The sequence below is a fragment of the Chitinophaga fulva genome (assembly GCF_012927205.1).
Lineage (GTDB): Bacteria > Bacteroidota > Bacteroidia > Chitinophagales > Chitinophagaceae > Chitinophaga > Chitinophaga fulva.
The window spans coordinates 1,138,194-1,157,563 of sequence record NZ_JABBGC010000004.1; the positions used below are offsets into that span (position 1 = coordinate 1,138,194).

General features: G+C 50.9%; 14 protein-coding genes. 8 read left to right on the forward strand and 6 right to left on the reverse strand.

Annotation, left to right across the window (positions count from 1 at the left end; translation table 11 throughout):
* Positions 1-6: 6 nt before the first annotated feature.
* From HHL17_RS33065 to HHL17_RS33080, 4 genes are all read right to left on the reverse strand, one after another.
* Positions 7-3,237, reverse strand: coding sequence for a TonB-dependent receptor (locus HHL17_RS33065; protein ID WP_169229063.1), 3,231 nt, complete (start codon positions 3,235-3,237; stop codon positions 7-9).
* Between the two features lie 231 nt (positions 3,238-3,468).
* On the reverse strand, positions 3,469-4,548 hold the full coding sequence (locus HHL17_RS33070; RefSeq protein WP_169229064.1) for a FecR family protein: 1,080 nt from the start codon (positions 4,546-4,548) through the stop codon (positions 3,469-3,471).
* A 73-nt stretch (positions 4,549-4,621) separates the two neighbouring features.
* Positions 4,622-5,200: an RNA polymerase sigma factor gene (locus HHL17_RS33075; protein ID WP_169229065.1), complete on the reverse strand. Its 579-nt coding sequence runs from the start codon at positions 5,198-5,200 to the stop codon at positions 4,622-4,624.
* Between the two features lie 61 nt (positions 5,201-5,261).
* Positions 5,262-5,897, reverse strand: a complete 636-nt coding sequence (locus tag HHL17_RS33080) for a helix-turn-helix transcriptional regulator (protein WP_169229066.1) — start codon at positions 5,895-5,897, stop codon at positions 5,262-5,264.
* Between the two features lie 222 nt (positions 5,898-6,119).
* Here HHL17_RS33080 and HHL17_RS33085 point away from each other — a divergent pair, with 222 nt between their 5' ends.
* The 3 genes from HHL17_RS33085 (at position 6,120) to HHL17_RS33095 (ending at position 11,939) form a co-directional block, all read left to right on the forward strand.
* Complete coding sequence (locus HHL17_RS33085) at positions 6,120-7,286, forward strand: efflux RND transporter periplasmic adaptor subunit (RefSeq protein ID WP_169229067.1); 1,167 nt, start codon at positions 6,120-6,122, stop codon at positions 7,284-7,286.
* Positions 7,287-7,370: 84 nt separating this feature from the next.
* Positions 7,371-10,535, forward strand: a complete 3,165-nt coding sequence (locus tag HHL17_RS33090; protein WP_169229068.1) for an efflux RND transporter permease subunit — start codon at positions 7,371-7,373, stop codon at positions 10,533-10,535.
* Positions 10,536-10,559: 24 nt separating this feature from the next.
* Positions 10,560-11,939 (forward strand): efflux transporter outer membrane subunit, encoded by a 1,380-nt coding sequence (locus tag HHL17_RS33095; RefSeq protein WP_169229069.1) that lies wholly within the window; start codon positions 10,560-10,562, stop codon positions 11,937-11,939.
* Positions 11,940-12,171: 232 nt separating this feature from the next.
* Here the strand turns inward: HHL17_RS33095 and HHL17_RS33100 are convergent, their stop codons facing one another.
* Entirely contained in the window at positions 12,172-13,788 is a 1,617-nt protein-coding gene (locus tag HHL17_RS33100; RefSeq protein ID WP_169229070.1) for a DUF6138 family protein, read from the reverse strand.
* Positions 13,789-14,029: 241 nt separating this feature from the next.
* Between HHL17_RS33100 and chrA the strand changes: the two genes are divergently transcribed.
* Together chrA and HHL17_RS33110 are read left to right on the forward strand one after the other, a co-directional pair.
* A complete protein-coding gene (gene chrA, locus HHL17_RS33105; RefSeq protein ID WP_169229071.1) occupies positions 14,030-15,358 on the forward strand; it encodes a chromate efflux transporter in 1,329 nt (442 codons plus the stop codon).
* 72 nt (positions 15,359-15,430) lie between these two features.
* Entirely contained in the window at positions 15,431-15,844 is a 414-nt protein-coding gene (locus HHL17_RS33110) for a DUF3995 domain-containing protein (RefSeq protein ID WP_169229072.1), read from the forward strand.
* Between the two features lie 222 nt (positions 15,845-16,066).
* On the opposite strand, the gene HHL17_RS33115 is transcribed toward HHL17_RS33110, so the two are convergent.
* On the reverse strand, positions 16,067-16,576 hold the full coding sequence (locus HHL17_RS33115; protein WP_169229073.1) for a hypothetical protein: 510 nt from the start codon (positions 16,574-16,576) through the stop codon (positions 16,067-16,069).
* A gap of 139 nt (positions 16,577-16,715) precedes the next feature.
* On the opposite strand from HHL17_RS33115, the gene HHL17_RS33120 reads away from it, so the two are divergent.
* The 3 genes from HHL17_RS33120 to HHL17_RS33130 all read left to right on the forward strand — a co-directional run bounded on the left by HHL17_RS33120 (position 16,716) and on the right by HHL17_RS33130 (position 19,199).
* Entirely contained in the window at positions 16,716-17,459 is a 744-nt protein-coding gene (locus HHL17_RS33120; RefSeq protein ID WP_169229074.1) for a MarR family winged helix-turn-helix transcriptional regulator, read from the forward strand.
* Between the two features lie 7 nt (positions 17,460-17,466).
* Complete coding sequence (locus HHL17_RS33125) at positions 17,467-18,408, forward strand: helix-turn-helix domain-containing protein (RefSeq protein WP_169229075.1); 942 nt, start codon at positions 17,467-17,469, stop codon at positions 18,406-18,408.
* A gap of 71 nt (positions 18,409-18,479) precedes the next feature.
* Entirely contained in the window at positions 18,480-19,199 is a 720-nt protein-coding gene (locus HHL17_RS33130) for an SDR family oxidoreductase (protein ID WP_169229076.1), read from the forward strand.
* The last annotated feature ends 171 nt before the right edge of the window (positions 19,200-19,370 follow it).

Here is a 19,370-nt window from a genome sequence, read left to right on the forward strand (position 1 = left end):
TTTAAGTTAGAAGGTCACGTTTACACCAAAATTGTAGGTAGCATACAGGGGATAAACACTCTTGTCAACGCCCTGGCTGGTAGGTATACCGCCGATTTCAGGTGAGAAACCACGGTAGCGGAAGAAGTTGAACGCGTTTTGTGCGCTCGCAAAGAAACGCAGGTTCTGCATACCCCAGCGGTTAGCGATAGTTTTAGGCATGGTATAACCCAGCTGTATGTTCCTGATACGGAAGTAGGAACCGCTTTCCACAAAGAAGGTGTTAGGCAGGAAGTTCTGTCCGCCGCCTACGTTGGCAGAAGGATAGGTGTTGGAAGTACCTTCACCGTGCCAGCGATTGTCAAAAAACTCCTTGGTGAAGTTTTCGTTGCCATAACGCAAAGCGATGTTGGCATTGTATACGTCTACACCGGCAACACCCTGGAACTCCAGGGCCAGGTCGAAGTTTTTATAGTTGAAGCTGGTGTTGATGCCGTAGGTGTATTTAGGATTCGGATTACCAATAGGTACGCGGTCTTTACCATCTATCAGTCCATCATTATTAACATCGCGGTATTTGAAATCGCCGGGTTGTGCTTTTGGTTGCGCAGAAGCGGCCACCTCTGCTGCATTCTGGAACACGCCTTCTACCTGGTAGCCGAAGTATTGGCCGATAGGTTGACCTACCATGGTGCGGGTAAGCAGACCACCACCGGTGGAAGCGTCACCGCCGCCATAGATAGGATAGTCGGTGTTGGTGACTTCCAGCACTTTATTGTTGTTAACGCTGAAGTTGCCGCCGATGGAGTAGCCAAAGCCGCTGGCAGTCTGGTCTTTCCAGTTAGCTGCAAATTCCCAGCCCTGGTTCCGGAAGGTGGCCTGGTTGGCGGTCATCTTTGAATCTTGTGTACCAAGTGACATGAGTATGGGTACATCGAAAATGGCGGACAGTGTTTTTTTGTTATAGAAACCGGCTTCTATATACAGCCTGTTTTTCAACACGCTGGCTTCAATGGCTGCATCAATACCTTCTGATTTCTCCCAGAAAAGTGCCGGAGGCACCAGTGAGGTGACACTCGCACCTGTATAAACGCCACCACCGAAGATAGCGGTCAGGTAAGGCAATTGATTGATCCGCTGAATAGAGAGGGAAGGGGGAACGGAGGCGTTGCCTACCTGGCCCCAGCTACCGCGCAATTTCAGGTTGTCGAAAATACCGGTGTTTTTAATGAACGGTTCTTCACTGAGTACCCAGCCTAAGCCTACAGAGGGGAAGTAGCCCCACTGGTCGCCGGGAGAGAACTGGGAAGCACCGTCTGCACGGATCGAGGCCGTGAGCAGGTATTTGTCTTTGTACGCATAGTTGACACGACCGAAGTAGGAGGCAATGTTGATCAGCTCACCTTCATCGGTAACGGAACGGCCGTCGGTATTGCCCAGCCGCAGGTATTTGGTGCCTTCGCTGTTGTTGGGCACATTGTCTGCGCTGGCGATCAGTTTGTAGAACCGGCGTTGCTGCGCTGCCTGTCCCAGCAACACTTTCAGGCTGTGGTCACCGAATTTGTTGTCATAAGTGAGGGTGTTTTCCACGATCCAGTTCTGCCGGCTGGCAGTGGTGCGGGTCAGTTTGCTCACTTTGTTGAACTGGTTGGTCGTGGCCCAATATTGTGGTGTATAGTTCCGGATGATACTATCACCATATTCGCCGCCTACGCTGCTGTGAAAAACAAAGTGCTTGGCAAAGCGCAGGTCTGCATATACGTTGCCGGTGATCATGCGGCGTTTGGTGTTCTGGTCATAGAAATCCAGGGACACCTGTGGATTTTTGCCTGCACCGGTACCGAGGTTCAGTTTGTCCGGATCGCCATAGGAGCCATCAGGATTGAATACCGGTACGATCGGAGCGGAGGTGTACAGCTGCAGGAAATAGGCGTCCGGAATATCGCTGCTGTTATAAGCTGCAGCGGTAACGGAATAACCTATTCTCAATGGTTCAAACACCTGGAAATCGTTTTGCAGGCGTGCTGTGATACGGGAGAAGTCATTGGTTTTAACCAGACCATCCTGTTTCATATAACTCAGCGAGAAGTTATAGCTGGATTTCTCTGTACCACCATTGATAGACAGCTGATGGTTGGTGGTCAAGGCATTCCGCAGTTCTTGTTTGAACCAGTCGGTGCCGGCGCCATAAGCGCTGGGATCGAAGCGGAGCGAGTTGTTGTTAATGGCGCTCAGTTCGTTGATGATGGTCGCGTATTCGTTGCCATTGGCCATTTTCACTTTGTTGGTGGCCCGTTGCATGCCTACGTAACCGGTATAGTTGATGCTGGGTTTTCCGGCACGGCCCTTTTTGGTGGTGATGAGCACTACGCCGTTGGCTGCCCGCATACCGTAGATAGCCTCGCTGGAGGCATCTTTCAGGATGCTCATGTTTTCGATGTCGCCCGGGTTGAGGAAGCTGATGTCATCATACCAAACACCATCTACTACATATAGCGGACTGGGAGAACCATATACGGTGGCGGTACCGCGGATTTTGATGGTAGGGGCGGCGCCGGGCTGACCATTGTTGACGATCTGCACACCGGCTACTTTACCTTGCAGGCCGCTCATAGCGTTGGTTACCGGCTGTTTGTTGATTTCTTCTCCTTTCACCTGTGCGATGGAGCCGGTGATGTCTATTTTACGTTGAACGCCATAACCTACTACCACTACCTGTTGCATCTGGCTCACGGATTCTTCCAGTGCAATGTCCAGCTGCTGGCGATTGTTCACCGGCACTTCCTGTGAGGTGAAGCCGATAAAGCTCGCTACCAGGGTGGCGTTGTCGGGCACGTTGAGGGTATAGGAGCCATCGGGGCCGGTTACGGTGCCTTTGGTGGTTCCTTTTATGCTGATGGTAGCGCCGGGGATGGGCGTGCCGTCTTTCTTGCTGGTTACTTTACCGGTGACTTTTATCTCCTGGGACATGATCACCACGAGATTGTTTTCCACCAGTTTGTACCGCAGGGAAGTGCCGGCGAAGAGGGTGTTCATCACCGCGTCCAGCCCTGAATTGGTGACGTCTACATTAACTTTTTTCCTGATTTCGGTCAAGGCATTATTGTACAGAAAACGGTAATTACCCTGCTGTTCAATACTACTCAACACCTGTGAGATCTCCGCTTTTTTCAGCTTAAGAGTGATGGTAGCCTGCCCCTTGACGGCGGCGGATACCTGGAGAAAACACGCCAACAATAATAACGTGGTGAGTTTCATAATAACAAGTGCTTTTTTTAGGGCATAGGAGTACCTGTCCCTAAATTTTAGCGATATTTTCATACTTTTAAATCTAGAGGTGAAAGTGATGGAAGCTTGCGGCTTGGCGTGTTGGCAAGTTTCCTGATAAGGCTGAATCTTCGGCGGGAAATGTTAGCGCATTTCCCGTTTTAGTTTTGGTTGGATCACGAGCTGTTAATTAGGTGTGTGTTCATAACGTTGTCAAATTATTCAGTGGATAATGATGGTGTCGTGCTGTATCTCATAACGGAAAGCGGCCGTCAGCTGTAATGCGCTCAGCGCCTGCTGCACGGTTTCCTGTTCAAATATGCCCGTAAAGCGAAGTTGTTGTAACTGTGGATTGTCGAACTGTACACGCACCCCGAAAAACCGTTCCATCTGTTGCGCCAGCTCTGTAAAAGATTCATCTTTAAATACCAGTTTGTTCTCCATCCAGGATGTTTCGGTGATGGCAGTGGTTTGTGCTGCGTAGTAAGACACATGGCTAAGTGTGACCGTCGTTTCTTCCTTCGCTGTCTGTGTTTTGGCGGAGCGGGCAATAGCGGGCAACGGGTTCATCACCACGATTTTTTCGCTGGGTTTAAGAATGATCCGGGTGGCGTTGTGTTTTACAATGGCTTCTATGCTACCAGTAATCAGGGAGGCTTCCGTAGTTTTGTCTTCCGGGTACGACCGTACGTTGAAACTGGTCCCCAGTACACGGATGTCCATCGTTTCCGTATGAATAACAAATGGATGGTCTGCCTGTTTGGCCACATCAAAAAAAGCTTCTCCGGAGAGTGTTACGCTGCGGTCATTTTTACCAAAGTCTTTGCTATAGGAGAGTTTGCTTCCTGCGTTTAGCCATACCCGTGTTCCGTCCGCCAGTTGTATGCTGGTACGCGAACCGTTGCGGGTGGTCACTTCGCTGGCTATGGCGTTGTTGTTTTTTTTAGAAGATGTCCACCACCAGGCGGCCATACAAAGCAGTACGCCGGTAGAGATGGCGGCAGCCCACAGGTAAGGGCGGCGGGACCGTATGGCTGTAAGGGGTGTGGGTGTTTCGGTGAGGGTCTGACCAATTGGAATGCCCATGGCCTGCATCCGGTTGATATGCCGGTCGTGCGCAGCTATGGCCGATTCTTCACTGGCGGCTGCCGTGGTCTTCTGCCACAGTTCATCTACCAACCCGGCCGGCAGTTCTGTGTCAGGATTGTCCCGGAACAGCGCAGATAGCTCCTGCAGTTCTTCCGCAGTAGCTTCGTTCGCCAGTTTCCGTGCCATCAGTTCCCAAATACGTCTCGTGTTCATAACGTGAAATAAGATGCTCTTTTTACAGGATCTCTTTTTTCACAGAATCTACCAAAGGGAAATAAAAAAAATTTTAAGGCTGTAACCGCTGCGGTTTTTTAAGGGAGGTATTGATCGCGCGGGCAATCCTGGCAAGGGCGATGGCCAGTTGATTGTCAATGGTTTTGACAGAGATGTCCAGGATTTCTGCGATCTCTTTATACCGGAGACCGTCTTCCTTAATTAGTTTGAAGATGATTTTGCAGCGGGGTGGGAGATCGCTGACCGCCTGTTCAAATTTCGCCAGCAGTTCGGCGCTGATCAGCTGCTCTTCGGGGTTGTAGTGCGGGCTTTCCATATCCAGCTCCATCTCGTCAAGGGAAAGCGCGTTTTTTTTCTGCTGCTGCAGCAGGTATTTAAGGGCCACGTTTTTGGTGCTCACGTACAGGTATACCCGCAGGTTGTTGACTTCCGTCAGCCGCCGGCGGCCCTGCCATATATTAATAAATACGTCGGACACCACTTCTTCAGCGATCTGTGCTGAGCGGACAAAAGAACCGGCAAATTGTACCAGCGGCTCATAGAAATGCAGGAACAGCTCCTTATAGGCTGATTCGTCGTCATGTAAGCTGATACGGCGCTGCAATTCCTGTATGTTGTTGGCCGGGAGCATCGTGGCATAAGCTGCTATGCGGCCAAGATAAGTTAAAAATCAATACCAGCCTTCAACAAACTCATTGTTCCCCTTTGGGAGATATGCGGTACGCGCATCTTCTGGCGCCGGACAACAGATGGTCGACCCGTTTTACTTCCGCGCCTTCACCGATCACTTCCCGGAAAGTTTCCAGCTCTGCCGAGCAGAAACCCTGACAGGCTTCAGCAGCTACGCAGATGGGGCAGTGATTCTCTATTAACATATATCCTTCTTCGTCTTTTTCCCAGGTGGCCATATAGCCCTCGGCGTCCCGGGTCTCGGCCAGTTTGTTGATTTTGCCTTCCAGCGTATTTTCATGGCTGGTGGCCTGCAAATACTTGTCCAGCCCCACCTTTTTGCTGTTGTCGATGACTGCCTGCAGCGCCTCCGGGCCCAAAGTGTCCCGGATGGAGTTGATCAGGCGGACCGTCAGCTCTGCATGTGAATCAGGGAAACGGCACTTGCCTTTTGTCAGTGACCATATCTGTTGCGGCCTTCCTCTGCCCTTGCGCACTGTGGTTGCCTCTACCCAGCCTTCGTTGCTGAGCTTCAGGAGCTGAAAACGTGCACCCTCCACCGTTATATTCAGGGCTTCGGCTACCACTGTCAGGGGTTGAGGCCCCATCGTCTTCAATACCCACAACGCTCTTTCGTTCTCCTGCAAAATATTATTCATAATAAACAAAGTGTTTATTTGGTTTATTCACAAATTTACTATTTTTGCATCAGATAAACAATTCAATGGCCGGAAATCCGCTTCAGTACTGACGAAGCGCTGGTGTCCAGCCTTCACTCCCGTGCCCATACAAGAATGGCAAGCAACAGCTGCTGCAGCCCTCCTGCTGCGGAAGGGCATCGCCATGCTTTCGTGCGCCGGGGTATCAAAAAACATGATACCATGCAACGAACATTATCCTTTCAAGCTGCTGCCCTGGTGGTGCTTTCTATCCTGACAGCCTGCGGTAGCGGCCATACTGACGCCGGTTACGGCAATGAACCGCAGCCTTATCCTGTGCTGACGCTCAAGACCTCAGAAACCACCCTCCATATGGATTATCCTGCTACCGTGCGCGGTCAGCAGAACATTGAAATACGGCCTAAAGTAGATGGCTATGTAGCCCAGATAATGGTAGACGAAGGTGCTACCGTTAAAAAAGGCCAGCTCCTCTTTAAAATAAACGCTCCACAATACGAACAGGAAGTCCTCACCGCCCAGGCGGCCATCAAAAGCGCTGAAGCGGCTGTTAACACCGCCCGCATGCAGGTGCGTAAAGTAACACCGCTGGTGAAAAAAGAAATCGTCAGCAATTACGAACTGGAAGCGGCTGAACTGGCGCTGCAAGCCCGCGAAGCGGAACTCGCCCAGGCGAAAGCCAGCCTGCAAAATGCCCGCGTCAACGTCGGCTATACGACCATCTACAGCCCGGCTGACGGCGTGATCGGTACCCTGCCTTATAAAATCGGCAGCCTGGTAGCGCCTACCAGCGAACAACCGCTGACCATCCTCTCTGATATCGCCAATGTACATGTGTATTTTTCTTTCACGGAGAAACAACTGCTGGACCTCGCCGGTACAGATACCAACACATCGCTGGACACTAAACTGAAACAACTGCCGCCGGTACAACTGGTGCTGGCTAACGGTAACGAATATACTGAGAAGGGAAAAGTGGAAACCACCGGAGGCCTGATCAACAATACTACCGGCGCTATCAGCATGCGCGCGGTCTTCTCCAATAAAGCAGGCCTCATCCGCAGCGGCAGCAGCGCTACCATCCGCATTCTACAACCAGTCAGCAACGCGCTCATGGTCCCCGCTAAAGCAACGTATGAAATGCAGGGCAAAAAATTTGTCTTCACAGTAGACACCGCCGGCGCCGCCCGCTCCCGTGAAATCACGGTGAGCGATCGCTCTTCCGGCGACGCTTATATCGTCAGTAACGGTCTGCAGGCTGGCGACAGGGTCATCACCGATGGCATCGGCTCCCTGAAAGACGGGACGAAAATAAAACCTGTTGCACCCGCTGCCCCCGGACTGAAGTCCGGGGCCACTGCCGCCCGCTAATCATCGCCCGCGGTTTTACTACGCACGGTACCGGTTACACGCTGGTACCGGTAGCTACTGCTTTGTCCTTTTAAAAAAGATCGTATGCTTAAAAAATTTATCGATAACCCGGTACTATCTACCGTTATCTCCATCATCATCGTGATATTGGGCGTGCTGGGCCTCGTCTCCCTGCCCATCTCACAATATCCTGAAATAGCACCGCCTACGGTGGAAGTGACGGCCAATTACCAGGGCGCCAATGCAGACGTGGTGATGAAAAGTGTCATCATCCCGCTGGAAGAACAGATCAACGGTGTGGAACATATGACTTATATGACCTCCAAAGCGAGCAACGACGGCTCGGCGGTGATCACGGTCAACTTCAAACAAGGCACCGACCCCGACCTGGCGGCGGTAAACGTGCAGAACAGAGTGGCCAAAGCCACCGGCCTGATGCCGGCGGAAGTCATCAAAACCGGTATCACTACTACGAAAAAACTGAACAGTGAAGTATACGGTTTCCTGCTTTACAGTGAGAACAAATCATATGACGAAAACTTCCTGGACAACTATTTCCGCATCAATATCCTCCCCGAACTGAAAAGAATTTCCGGCGTGGGTGACGTACAGGTGTGGAGCGATCAGGCCTATTCCATGCGCATCTGGCTCCGCCCCGATGTGATGGCATCCTATGGCCTCGTTCCCGATGATGTGGTGGCCGCACTCGCGGAACAGAACATTGAAGCGGCCCCCGGTAAACTGGGTGAGAACAGCAAAAAAACGTTCCAGTACGTACTGAAATATACCGGTCGGCTTGAAAGACCGGAACAGTTTGAAAATATCGTCATCCGCGCTACTGCCAACGGGCAGCTGCTTCGCCTCAAAGACGTGGCCGATGTGGAACTGGGCGCTTTCAACTACGCCACAGACCTCACCGCACAAGGGTATCCTTCTTCCGGCGGTGCGGTGAGCCAGACTGCCGGTTCTAATGCCCATGAGGTGATCCAGCAGGTGGAGAAAGTGTTGGAAAAAGCAAAAGCGAATTTCCCGCCGGGTATGAAACTGGCAGTCTTCATCAACGCCAACGATTTCCTGGATGCCTCTATCGCTAAACTGATACAGACCATCTTCGAGGCCTTTATCCTGGTGTTCATCGTGGTGTTTATCTTCTTGCAGGATTTCCGTTCCACGCTGATACCGGCCATTGCTGTGCCGGTGGCTATTATCGGGACCTTCTTTTTCCTCAAAATATTCGGATTTACGCTTAATCTCCTCACGCTGTTTGCATTGGTACTGGCCATCGGTATCGTGGTAGACGATGCCATTGTGGTGGTGGAAGCGGTACACGCTAAACTGGACCAGGGCGCACGTTCGGCGCGGAAAGCTACCATGCACGCCATGAGTGAAATCAGCACCGCGATCGTGTCTATCACCCTCATTATGTCGGCGGTGTTTGTTCCGGTAACTTTCATCACCGGCTCTGCGGGCGTGTTCTACAAACAGTTTGGCCTGACACTGGCAGTGGCCATCCTTATTTCCGCTGTCAACGCGCTCACACTCAGCCCGGCGCTGTGTGCCATCCTGCTGAAGCCGCACGACAAAGACGGTCACACTAAGAAAAGCCTGTTACAGCGCTTCTACGACGCCTTCAACGCTGGTTTTAATGCTGTAACGGCAAGGTATATACGTATTGTAAAATTACTGATCGCACGCAAGTGGCTGGCGCTGGGAGCCATCGCCGTATTTGCCGGTATCCTGGTGTTCCTCCTGAGGACAACGCCTACCGGCTTCGTTCCCAATGAAGATTCCGGCGCCATCTACGGCGATATCATCCTGCCGCCAGCATCCACACTGGAGCAAACCAGCAGGATCGCCGACCAGGTAGACAGCATTGCCCGGGCCATGCCGGAAGTAGCGGTTACCTCCCGCCTTTCAGGCATGAACCTCATCAGCGGTTTTGGCGGCTCCTATGGCGCCATGTTCATCGCGCTGAAACCATGGAAGGAAAGGACCAAACCCGGACAGGACATCAACAGCCTCGTAGGAAAACTGTTTGCCCAAACAGCCGGTATCAAGGGCGCACAGATCATCTTCTTTGCGGCGCCCACCCTACAGGGATTTGGTAACAGCAGCGGTTTTGAAATGCAGTTGCTCGACAGGACCGGCGGCAGCTACAAGGACTTCGGTAATACCGTGGACAAGTTTATGGAAGCGCTGCGTAAACGCCCGGAGATCATGTACACCGCTACGCCGTTCAATACCAACCTGCCACAGTACGAAGTACAGGTGGATGTGGCGCATTGTAAAGAAGCAGGGGTGGACGTAGGTGGACTGCTGCGCACTTTACAGGGATACCTGGGAGGTATCTATGCCTCTGACTTCAATCGTTTTGGTAAACAGTATAAAGTCATGCTGCAAACCAATCCCCGCTACCGTGCAGAAGAGGCGGACCTCAACAAAATATTCGTCCGCAACAACAAAGGTGAAATGGCGCCGGTATCTGCTTTCCTGAACTTGCAGAAAACAAGCGGGCCTGAGTTCATCAACCGTTTTAATCTCTATACATCCGCTGCCGTAACAGGCGCTCCCAATAAAGGCTACAGCTCCGGTGATGCTATCAAGGCATTCCGCGAAGTGGCCGCCAGCACGCTGCCGAGAGGCACGGACTTTGACTTCAGCGCGCTCACCAGGGAGGAAATTTCCAGCGGCAGCCAAACGTTGCTCATCTTCGCATTGTGCCTGTTGTTTGTGTATTTCCTGTTGAGCGCCCAATACAGAAGTTATATCCTGCCTTTCGCCGTGTTGCTGTCATTGCCCATCGGGCTGGCTGGTGCATTTGTCTTTGCACGCCTGGCCGGACTGGACAATAACATCTTCCTGCAAATCAGTCTCATTATGTTGATCGGGCTGCTGGCGAAAAATGCTATCCTGATCGTAGAGTTCTCCGTACAGCGCCGCAGGAGCGGATTAAGCCTGGTACGTGCCGCTATATCCGGTGCGTCGGCCCGCTTACGGCCTATCCTCATGACCTCTTTCGCTTTCATCTTCGGCCTGATGCCGCTGATGCTGGCGTCCGGCGTGGGAGCGCTGAGTAACCGCTCCATCGGTACTGCGGCCGTTGGTGGTATGCTGATCGGCACCGTGTTCGGCGTGTTTGTGATACCTGCGCTCTTCGTGATGTTCCAGGCATTACAGGAACGCATTGGTGGCGCCGCCCATCAAAAAGTGGAAGAACATGAAGAAGAACTGGAGGAAATGGCTGTTTAATTTTTCTGAAATAAAAAAGTAAAAATGATACACAAGAGATATATCTGGCTGCTGGCACTCGTGACGCTGGCAGCCGCCTGCGGGATCACAAAACCTTACCGGTCACCGGAAGTAGATACTAAAAACCTGTTCCGCGATCCGCAACGCAGCGATACCAATACCATTGCCGCAAGGCCCTGGCAGACCTTCTTTACCGATACGCTGTTACAGCAACTGATTGCCCGCGGTATCCGTGAAAACCTCGATCTGCGTATAGCCATGCAGCGTATCGTGGCAGCACAGGCAGCGCTGAAACAAAGTAAGCTGGCCTTCCTGCCCGATGTAAATGCCAATGCTTCCGTTAAACAAAGCCGGTTGGCCTTTCCGCAGGGTTATGGCCTCATCAACACTGCTACACAGTATGATGTGAATGTGGCTGCCAGCTGGGAGGTAGATGTATGGGGCAAACTGCGCAGCGGCAAAAGAGCTGCACAGGCGGCGTTGTTGGGCACCGTTGCCGCGCAACAGGCGGTGCAGAGTAGCCTGGTAGCCGATATTGCAGCGTCTTATTATTCATTGCTGGCATTAGACCAGCAACTGTTGGTACTGCAACAAACGTTGACCAACAGGGGAGAAGATGTGAGCAGTATGAAGGAACTGAAAGCTGCCGGCGTGGTGAATGGTGCTGCGGTGGTACAGAGCGAGGCTAACCAATATGCCGCTGCGGTGGCTATTCCGGATGTGAAAAGGCAAATCCGGGAAACAGAGAATGCCCTTTCTATTTTACTGGCACTGCCGCCGGGCCCTGTTGCCCGTGGCAGCATCACCACGCAACAACTGCCGCAGGACTTGTCTACCGGCATTCCGGCGCAACTGCTGCAATACCGCCCCGATGTAAAAGCAGCGGAATATGCTTTTCGCAATGCCTTTGAAAACACCAATATTGCCCGCACGGCCTTTTATCCGTCACTTAATATCACTGCCGCCGGAGGCTTTACCAGCTTTGACTTCAGCCAATGGTTCACGGATGCCGGCCTGTTTGGCAACGTGGTAGGCGGACTGACACAGCCCATCTTCAACCGTGGCCTCAATAAAGCCCGGCTGACCACCGCAAAGGCCAGACAAGAGGAAGCCTTGTACAACTTCAGCAAAACCATGCTGACGGCAGGAAAAGAAGTATCGGATGCTCTTTACTCGCTGACATCTGCCTCTGAGAAAAAGGAAAGCAGGGAAAAACAATTGGCGTCTCTCGAAAAAGCGGTGGACTTCACCAAAGAGTTGCTGCGCTATAGCTCCAGCACCAACTATACAGATGTACTGACTTCAGAGCAAAACTTATTGAGCGCACAGATAGGAAGTATTAATGACCGGTTGCAGCAATGGCAGGCGGTGATTGCATTGTACCGCGCCCTCGGCGGACGTTGATAGTCATGATTACCACTGATTTACCTGATTGAGCGAAGACATAACTGTGATAGCCATGATGATTGCTGATTCGCCTGATTGAGCGAAGATCAATACGAAGATTATAGCAAAGAAGAACATAGATAAATAGCATTGGTATTTTGAATAATATTTTGGAAAATACATCCGCTATAATCTTCAATGTTGATCTTCGCTCAATCAGGCGAATCAGCAATCATCATGACCATCCATGTCAATCAGGAGAATCAGTAATCTTCATGGCCATCATAGTTTCCAGGTGGTCTATTTCATAGGATTCCAGTTCAAGCGATTTGACATAGCTTTTCAGTTGGCCCATATTCTCCTCCGTTTCCAATGCCTTTAATTCCTTGATGGGTTTGATATCCTGTGCACATCGCAGTACGTCCACGATCGTGGGAATAGTGCCGGCGTTAACACCGTGCTGTTGTATGAACTGTACCAGGAAATGATTTTGTACAGACTGATGTTCATCATCTATCACATCGAGGTACTGTTGCAGCAACGGGAAATAACGGGCGTCTGCCAATGCGAGGCCGAATACGGCGTAGGTGCCGGGCCGTGCGCATTGTTCCGCTTCCACATCTTCGTACCATTCAAATTCGTGGCGGATCGCCAGCTGTACATATTTTTCCAGTTGCGGGTACAGTGCAGGGTATTGCAGCGCATTGGCGAAGAAACGCTGTGTGGCGGATTTGCCGAGGCCTTTAACAGGAAGCAGGTTTTTGGCTTTGGACTTGCACTTGATTTCGTAGCTCGGTGGAAAGTCTTTTTCCAGCAGGTGACAGATAAAGTCCAGCGCTTTGCCATAGGCTGCTTCGGTTTCGTTTTTAAAATTGATCTCGAAGGTGGCAAATACATCATTGGCGGTGCAGGTCACGTCTGCATCTTTGTATTGAATATCGGAATCGCTGAAGGTGCCGCTGCCTTTCTTCAGGATTTGGGTGGCTTTGGTGCTGCCCAGCTCTTTCGCTTTTTCGATGAAACCAACGCCGGTAGGGCGGCTGTAGTTGGGCTCAAAGCGGATGACGGTCACACCGGCATGTATCAGCAGGTCCAGCAGGTTGTCTGGCGGTGTGGATCTTTCACGCCCTTCTTTCAACGCAAATTCCGGTAATCCCCAGGATGGTTTATGCACGTTGTAATAGGCTGGCAGGAATATCTCCTCTGCCCATCTCCGCAAGGCGTAAGTAATATGATACTGATGTTGTTGCAGGGATTCCTTGTTGTTTTTATTGAGTGTTCTGATCTTCTCAAAAACAGCGATGGTGCCGGGCACATCTGTCTCCGGGTATAATGCCGGGTTGATCAGGTGTTTGGCGAGGAAAAATGTTTCCAATTCTTTGGTAGGGTATTGCCCTTCGTAGATTTTTTGGGTGAGATACTGATCGATGGCTTGCAGCAGCTTTGTTTTTTTAACCTCGCTGGTGGTCCTCAGTACCGGCAGTTTGTAGAATTTCTCGTCTATCCTGAATTTGCCGTCTACCTCAAACTGATAATCGAGTATGGGATTGTTGTCGTAGGAAAGATACAGCTCCGTGAGCTTCTCCTGTAACAATGGCAACAGTTGATCGATTTCTTCTTTTGTGAGTGGTGCATCGGGGAAGTCGGTGCCTTCATACTTCACATCGGGGCGGTCGCTGCCACCGCTGTCCATAAAGCAGTGTACCTGGCCTTTGTAGTAAAAGAAGCGGACATAATCGTGTATGCCTGCCTGTAAGGTGGTGCGGCTGGCAATGCTGACTGCGTCTTTTGAAGCATTTATTTTTTGCAGCAATTGGCTTGTTGCAATAGTGATATCGTTGACAATCGTCTCGAAGCGGTTCTCCATGCGGGTTAATTTGAATGACAATGTTGAATCGGCGGCAAATTAGGGAAAAACAGTGAATTAAGGGTTGCATAAGGGGCAGGTATTTCGTATATTTACAGATGCTCAAAAAACCATGCACAACAGCGGATACAGCATGATTCTCAATATTCTGTAACATCATATGGATAGTTTCCACAACATCTGTTAATAGCAGGTGCAGGGGATTTTTTGGGGTACCATTGGAAAAAACGATGCAAGAGATATGAATGTGAACAATCAACAACAGCGGCCTTCTTTCGGGGAAGCGCTACGGTTCTGGTTTAAACTGGGATGGATCAGTTTTGGCGGTACGGCGGGGCATATTGCGATTATGCATGAATACCTGGTGGACCGTAAGAAGTGGATTAGTAACAGCCGCTTTCTGCATGCGCTTAATCATTGTATGATATTGCCCGGACCGGAGGCGCAGCAACTGGCCACCTATGTGGGCTGGCAGCTGCACGGTAAAAAAGGGGGACTGGCCGCGGGAATATTGTTTGTGTTGCCTTCCATGTTTATCCTGCTGGGTTTAAGCATGATGTATGTATTGTATGGGAATGTGCCCTGGATTTACGCCATGTTTAATGGCCTGAAACCTGCGGTGGTAGCTATTATTATCCTGGCCATGATAAGAGTGGGGCAGAAGGCGTTGCATACGCCGCTGCATTATGTGCTGGCTGCTGCGGCTTTTGTGAGCATCTTTTGGTTCAATTTGTCCTTGCTGGTGATTATTGCCGGTACTATCGGCATCGCGGTGCTGCTGCGGTATGTATGGCCTTCGCTGGTGGAAAAGGACGTCCATCAGGAGGAAGCGATGGCAGCAGAGGAACAGGGGTACTACCTCAATAAATATACGAAGTCACCGGCCGGAGGAAATGCGATGCTGCGTCTTGGCAAACAGGTAGGCATTGCGCTCTTGTTGTGGGTATTGCCTTTTGCGCTCTTTTTCTGGCTGGCGGAAGATTTCCGGTTCTGGAAGGGCATGGTGTTGTTCTTTACACAAACGGCTTTTGTGACGGTAGGTGGCTCTTATACGGTGTTGCCTTATGTGGCGCAGTTCAGTGTGGGGAAACTCAACTGGCTAAGCAATATGCAGATGATTGATGGTTTCGCTCTAGCGGAAACCACGCCGGGACCGCTGATCATTGTATTGTCCTATGTAGGTTTTATGGCCGGGTACAATCATTTTGGCGGTTCGTTGTGGATGGGCACCCTCGGATTGCTGACCACCACATTTTATACTTTCCTGCCCTGTTTCCTGTTCATTTTCGCCGGCGCGCCGCTGATCGGGAAAACGCAGGAGAACAAATCGATTGCCGGGGTGCTGGGATTTGTGACCGCTGCGGTGACAGGTGTTATCCTGAACCTGACGCTCTTTCTTGGGAAAGATGTGTTGTTTCCCAGCGGGGTGACTTTCGGTAACCTGGATTATACAGCTTTATGCTGGATGTTGCTGTCACTCTTCCTGCTGATACGGTACCGGCTAAACGTAGTATACCTGATCGGCATGAGCTTGTGTTTCGGCGGGCTACATTACCTGCTGACAAAATAAATAAAATATCCTGATATTTATCAGTTGGGCGTGTAGCTGCAATACCTACATTTGTAGATATAATCCTGTCGTATGTTACTACCTGCTGTGGTGGCGGCCACTATTTTTGTGATTCTCTCCGCTATACATTTTTATTGGGCTTTTGGTGGCCAATGGGGCGTGGGCAAGGTGGTGCCGGTCAATACCGCCGGTGAACCGATGTTAAACCCCGGTGCTGCGGGTACTTTTGTTGTGGCGCTCGGATTGCTGTTTTTTGCGCTGGTGCTGACAGCCAATACGGGCGTTTTTGATAACCTGGTAGGCCGCCAGGTGGTGATCTGGACCTCCAGGGGCATCGCTGCTATTTTTGCGCTGCGGTCAATCGGGGACTTTAAATACGTAGGTCTCTTCCGCAAGGTAAAAACAACGCCGTTTGCCCGCAAGGATACGCTTCTTTTTACGCCGTTGTGCATCGTATTGTGTGTACTATGCCTGCTGGCCGCGTAAATCATTTGGTTATTTTGATATTTGGTTATTTACTTATTGGGGCGATGCCTATTAATAATAGGTTCTCTCTTCATAGAGCACCCACTAAATAACTAAATAACAAAATATCAAAATTCCCAAATGCTTGATGTAAGCTCCCGCAGCAGCTGAACGGTTTCCGTTAGCAGATCGGCGACGAGCAGGGCTGGTAATTCCGCCATACTGATGATGACGGTGAGGATACTAAAGTTGTGCATTATAGAATTTACGGTAATAAGCGAATTTTTGCGTCATGCCTTTCCGGGTTTCCGGTAACCCTTCCACTGACAGTTTTTTAAACCAGCTGAGCACCATTTCGCTGAACTGGTCAAACCCCTGCGATTGTGTGATGGCATCTGTGAGCTGTAAGGTGGCGGCATCGTCCTGCTGCCAGTAGAGCGCTATCGCCTGACACAGACCGGTTGTTAGCGCCGGGTCGTAGCATTTCTTCAGGCAACGTGCTGTTGCGGCAGCCCTGTCGGGGTAATTCATCAACAGAAAAAACAGCAAATGTTTGAGACTGGTCATCTCTGCGGTTGTCAACCGGAGGGCGGCCAGATCGGGCCTGTGCGCCAGCTTCTCTGACCCGGTGGGGTCTTCATACTTATTCAAAGCATGTCTTTCCAATAACGCCGCCAGATCGGTGAGTGCGGGCATAGCCTGTACCGGCGCCGCCTGACAGTCGGACATCAATTGTTCGAGTAGTATTTGCATAACCTGATTTATTACGGTTCCGTTCTTTACCTTTACAAAGAAAGAACATTTTTCCGGTAAAAACAACGAAATCGTTTTTAATTATAACGAAATCGTTTTATTTTAAAATAAGTACTTTTTCAATAAAATATTTCTAAAGATGACTCCTTTAGTGGAACTGATCACAGCATGGGACGCATATGCCGGTCAGGCTGATAAGCCTGCCGTGGCGGACTTTTGCGCTCAATACCTGCGGAAGCAGACAAAGAAAAAAAAGGACAAATCCGTGGAAACCCCGGCGCCGGACATGGATGGCCTCATTTCGGAACTGATCGGCAGAATGAGCGGCATGCACACCATCTACGCTAAAATGATGATGAAAGAATGGCCGGACATCGAACTGGAATGGTTTTATTTGTTGAATGTGATCAAGTACAAAAAAGAAGCAAGGAAAACGGATATTATCAGTCTCTGTATGATGGAGCAGTCCACCGGCATCGATATCCTTAACAGGATGAAGAAGAGAGCCCTCATCACGGAGAAAAATGATCCGGCCGATAAAAGGGCGAAACTGATCAGCATCACAGAGAAAGGTAACGCCCTGCTGTACAAAAGCGGCAGCAGCCTGTTCAAAGTGTCCTATATTCTTTACCATGATGTGGAGGAAGAAGACAAACAGGCGCTTATCCGTATCATGGGGCAGGTACATAACCGCAGCAGGCCACTGTTGGCCGAAGGCAAACAACTTAAATTAGACGACATCCTGACGGAACGTTACGGTAAAAATGCGTTGGCAGAAGTGGAGGTGGCTTTCGCCCGGCTGGTAAAAGAACGCGAAAAAATGCTCGCCGAACGCCGAAAAGAAGAGCCTATAGACGATATTATCCGGTCACTGTATAAATAACCTGGAAATGCCTGCCAACACCTCCCGCAAAGAAATACCGCAATACGGACTGGAAGATTCCCGGCAACTGCACCGCGTGCCCGGCAATACTTCCGCATTTGGATACAACAACCTCGCCCCGGCTGCGCGGATAAAGGGCTTTGAACTGTATTCCAGCGAAGGCGTGCGCGCGCAAATGGGGCCACTGAAATCGGACTATTACCGTATCAGCATCTCTGTGCGCGGCACCACGGAAATACAATTAGGACTGGAAGACTTTACCCACAGCAATGGCACCATCAGCTTTACTTTCCCGGGCCAGATATTCAGTAAACGGGGCCTGAGCGATGATGCCTTTGGTTATTACCTGTTGTTTGAACCTGGCTTCCTGGAAGATATTATTTCCCCCGACCGTATCCCGGTGGAGTTCCCCTTTTTTGCCTTTGCAGGCGTACCGTTTATGCAGCTGTCACCGGCTGAACTGGAGATGACGGTTGATTTTGCAGCACGGATGAACGCAGAACTGCAACGGCATCAACCTGGCCATGATAAAGCGGTGCGCATGTACCTATACCTGATGTTGCTGGAGCTGAAGCGCAGTTATCTGCGCCAGGGCTTTGGTGTCACGGAACGGGATGACAAACCTGTTTACCTCGTGCCGCGTTACAGGAAGTTGGTCAGCGAACATTTTCTCACCAAACGGAAAGTGGCAGATTATGCTGCCATATTAGGCGTAACACCCAACCATCTGAACAGGGCTATCCGGGAACATACCGGTCATACCGCCTCCGAAGCCATTACAGATATGCTGGTGCGGGAAGCCAAGGCGGCCCTGCGTTATACGGATATCACCATTGCCGGCATATCCGATCAGCTGCATTTCAGCGACCCTGCGGGTTTTAACCGCTTCTTTAAGGAGAAGACAGGGCTTACGCCACTGGCTTTCCGGAAAAATGCCGTATCCGGTTAATTTAATGCAGCATTGGGTTAACGATGCTCCGCCTTTTATGCGCCAATTTTACAGCATAAAAGAAACCCGATATGTCTGCTTCATTTGAAAATTCCCGTGTAATCATTGCCGGAGGTTCTTCCGGCATCGGACTGGCTACCGCCGCTTTACTGACAGCTGAAAAAGCCCATGTGACCATCACCGGACGTACTGCCGGACGTTTGCAGGAGGCGGCCAAAGCCGTGCCCGTGGCGGCTACCGCGGTGGTGGATGGCAACGACCGTTCTGCCCTCGATCAGTTCTTCGCTGCACAAAATAGTATCGATCACCTGGTGATCGCCCTGAGCGGGGCCAAAGGCGCCGGTATGTTCAAAGACCTGTCGCTGGACGATCTGCGGGCCGGCTTTGAAGGCAAGTTCTGGCCCCAGCTGCAAACCTTACAGGCGGCACTGCCCTATATGCGCCCCGGTGGCAGCGTTACCATGATCACCGCCATCAGCGCTATCTCCAAAAGTCCCGGTACGGCCGGACTGGCGGCCATCAACGGCGCCATCGAACTGATGGTCCCGGGGCTGGCAAAAGAACTGCAACCTTTACGGATCAACGCTGTTTCTCCCGGTGTGGTAGATACGCCGTGGTGGGACTTCCTGCCGGCAGATGCCAAGGCGGATACCTTCAACGCGTACGCTGCGCAACTGCCTACCGGTAAAGTGGCCGCCGCAACCGACATTGCGGAAGCGGTGCTCTTTCTGATGCACAACAGCAATACCACCGGCACCATCCTCCGTTGCGACGGTGGGTTCAGCCTATAACAGCAAAAGGTCAGGGGAAAACATCTTCCCCTGACCTTTTTTATCAACAAAATGTAAGTAGTTGGCCGGTATCTCCCTGAACACCCGCCTCTCTTCCAGCTGATCAAACAGCTGGTTAATCATGATCTTGTTTTGTTGCCCCTGCCTAATATGTTGAACGGGTGAGGGCTT

Excerpts from the sequence above, each read along its gene's own strand:
- HHL17_RS33065 (WP_169229063.1), bottom strand. The coding sequence starts at position 3,237 with ATGAAACTCACCACGTTATTATTGTTGGCGTGTTTTCTCCAGGTATCC.
- HHL17_RS33070 (WP_169229064.1), bottom strand. The coding sequence starts at position 4,548 with ATGAACACGAGACGTATTTGGGAACTGATGGCACGGAAACTGGCGAAC.
- HHL17_RS33075 (WP_169229065.1), bottom strand. The coding sequence starts at position 5,200 with ATGCTCCCGGCCAACAACATACAGGAATTGCAGCGCCGTATCAGCTTA.
- HHL17_RS33080 (WP_169229066.1), bottom strand. The coding sequence starts at position 5,897 with ATGAATAATATTTTGCAGGAGAACGAAAGAGCGTTGTGGGTATTGAAG.
- HHL17_RS33085 (WP_169229067.1), top strand. The coding sequence starts at position 6,120 with ATGCAACGAACATTATCCTTTCAAGCTGCTGCCCTGGTGGTGCTTTCT.
- HHL17_RS33090 (WP_169229068.1), top strand. The coding sequence starts at position 7,371 with ATGCTTAAAAAATTTATCGATAACCCGGTACTATCTACCGTTATCTCC.
- HHL17_RS33095 (WP_169229069.1), top strand. The coding sequence starts at position 10,560 with ATGATACACAAGAGATATATCTGGCTGCTGGCACTCGTGACGCTGGCA.
- HHL17_RS33100 (WP_169229070.1), bottom strand. The coding sequence starts at position 13,788 with ATGGAGAACCGCTTCGAGACGATTGTCAACGATATCACTATTGCAACA.
- chrA (WP_169229071.1), top strand. The coding sequence starts at position 14,030 with ATGAATGTGAACAATCAACAACAGCGGCCTTCTTTCGGGGAAGCGCTA.
- HHL17_RS33110 (WP_169229072.1), top strand. The coding sequence starts at position 15,431 with ATGTTACTACCTGCTGTGGTGGCGGCCACTATTTTTGTGATTCTCTCC.
- HHL17_RS33115 (WP_169229073.1), bottom strand. The coding sequence starts at position 16,576 with ATGCAAATACTACTCGAACAATTGATGTCCGACTGTCAGGCGGCGCCG.
- HHL17_RS33120 (WP_169229074.1), top strand. The coding sequence starts at position 16,716 with ATGACTCCTTTAGTGGAACTGATCACAGCATGGGACGCATATGCCGGT.
- HHL17_RS33125 (WP_169229075.1), top strand. The coding sequence starts at position 17,467 with ATGCCTGCCAACACCTCCCGCAAAGAAATACCGCAATACGGACTGGAA.
- HHL17_RS33130 (WP_169229076.1), top strand. The coding sequence starts at position 18,480 with ATGTCTGCTTCATTTGAAAATTCCCGTGTAATCATTGCCGGAGGTTCT.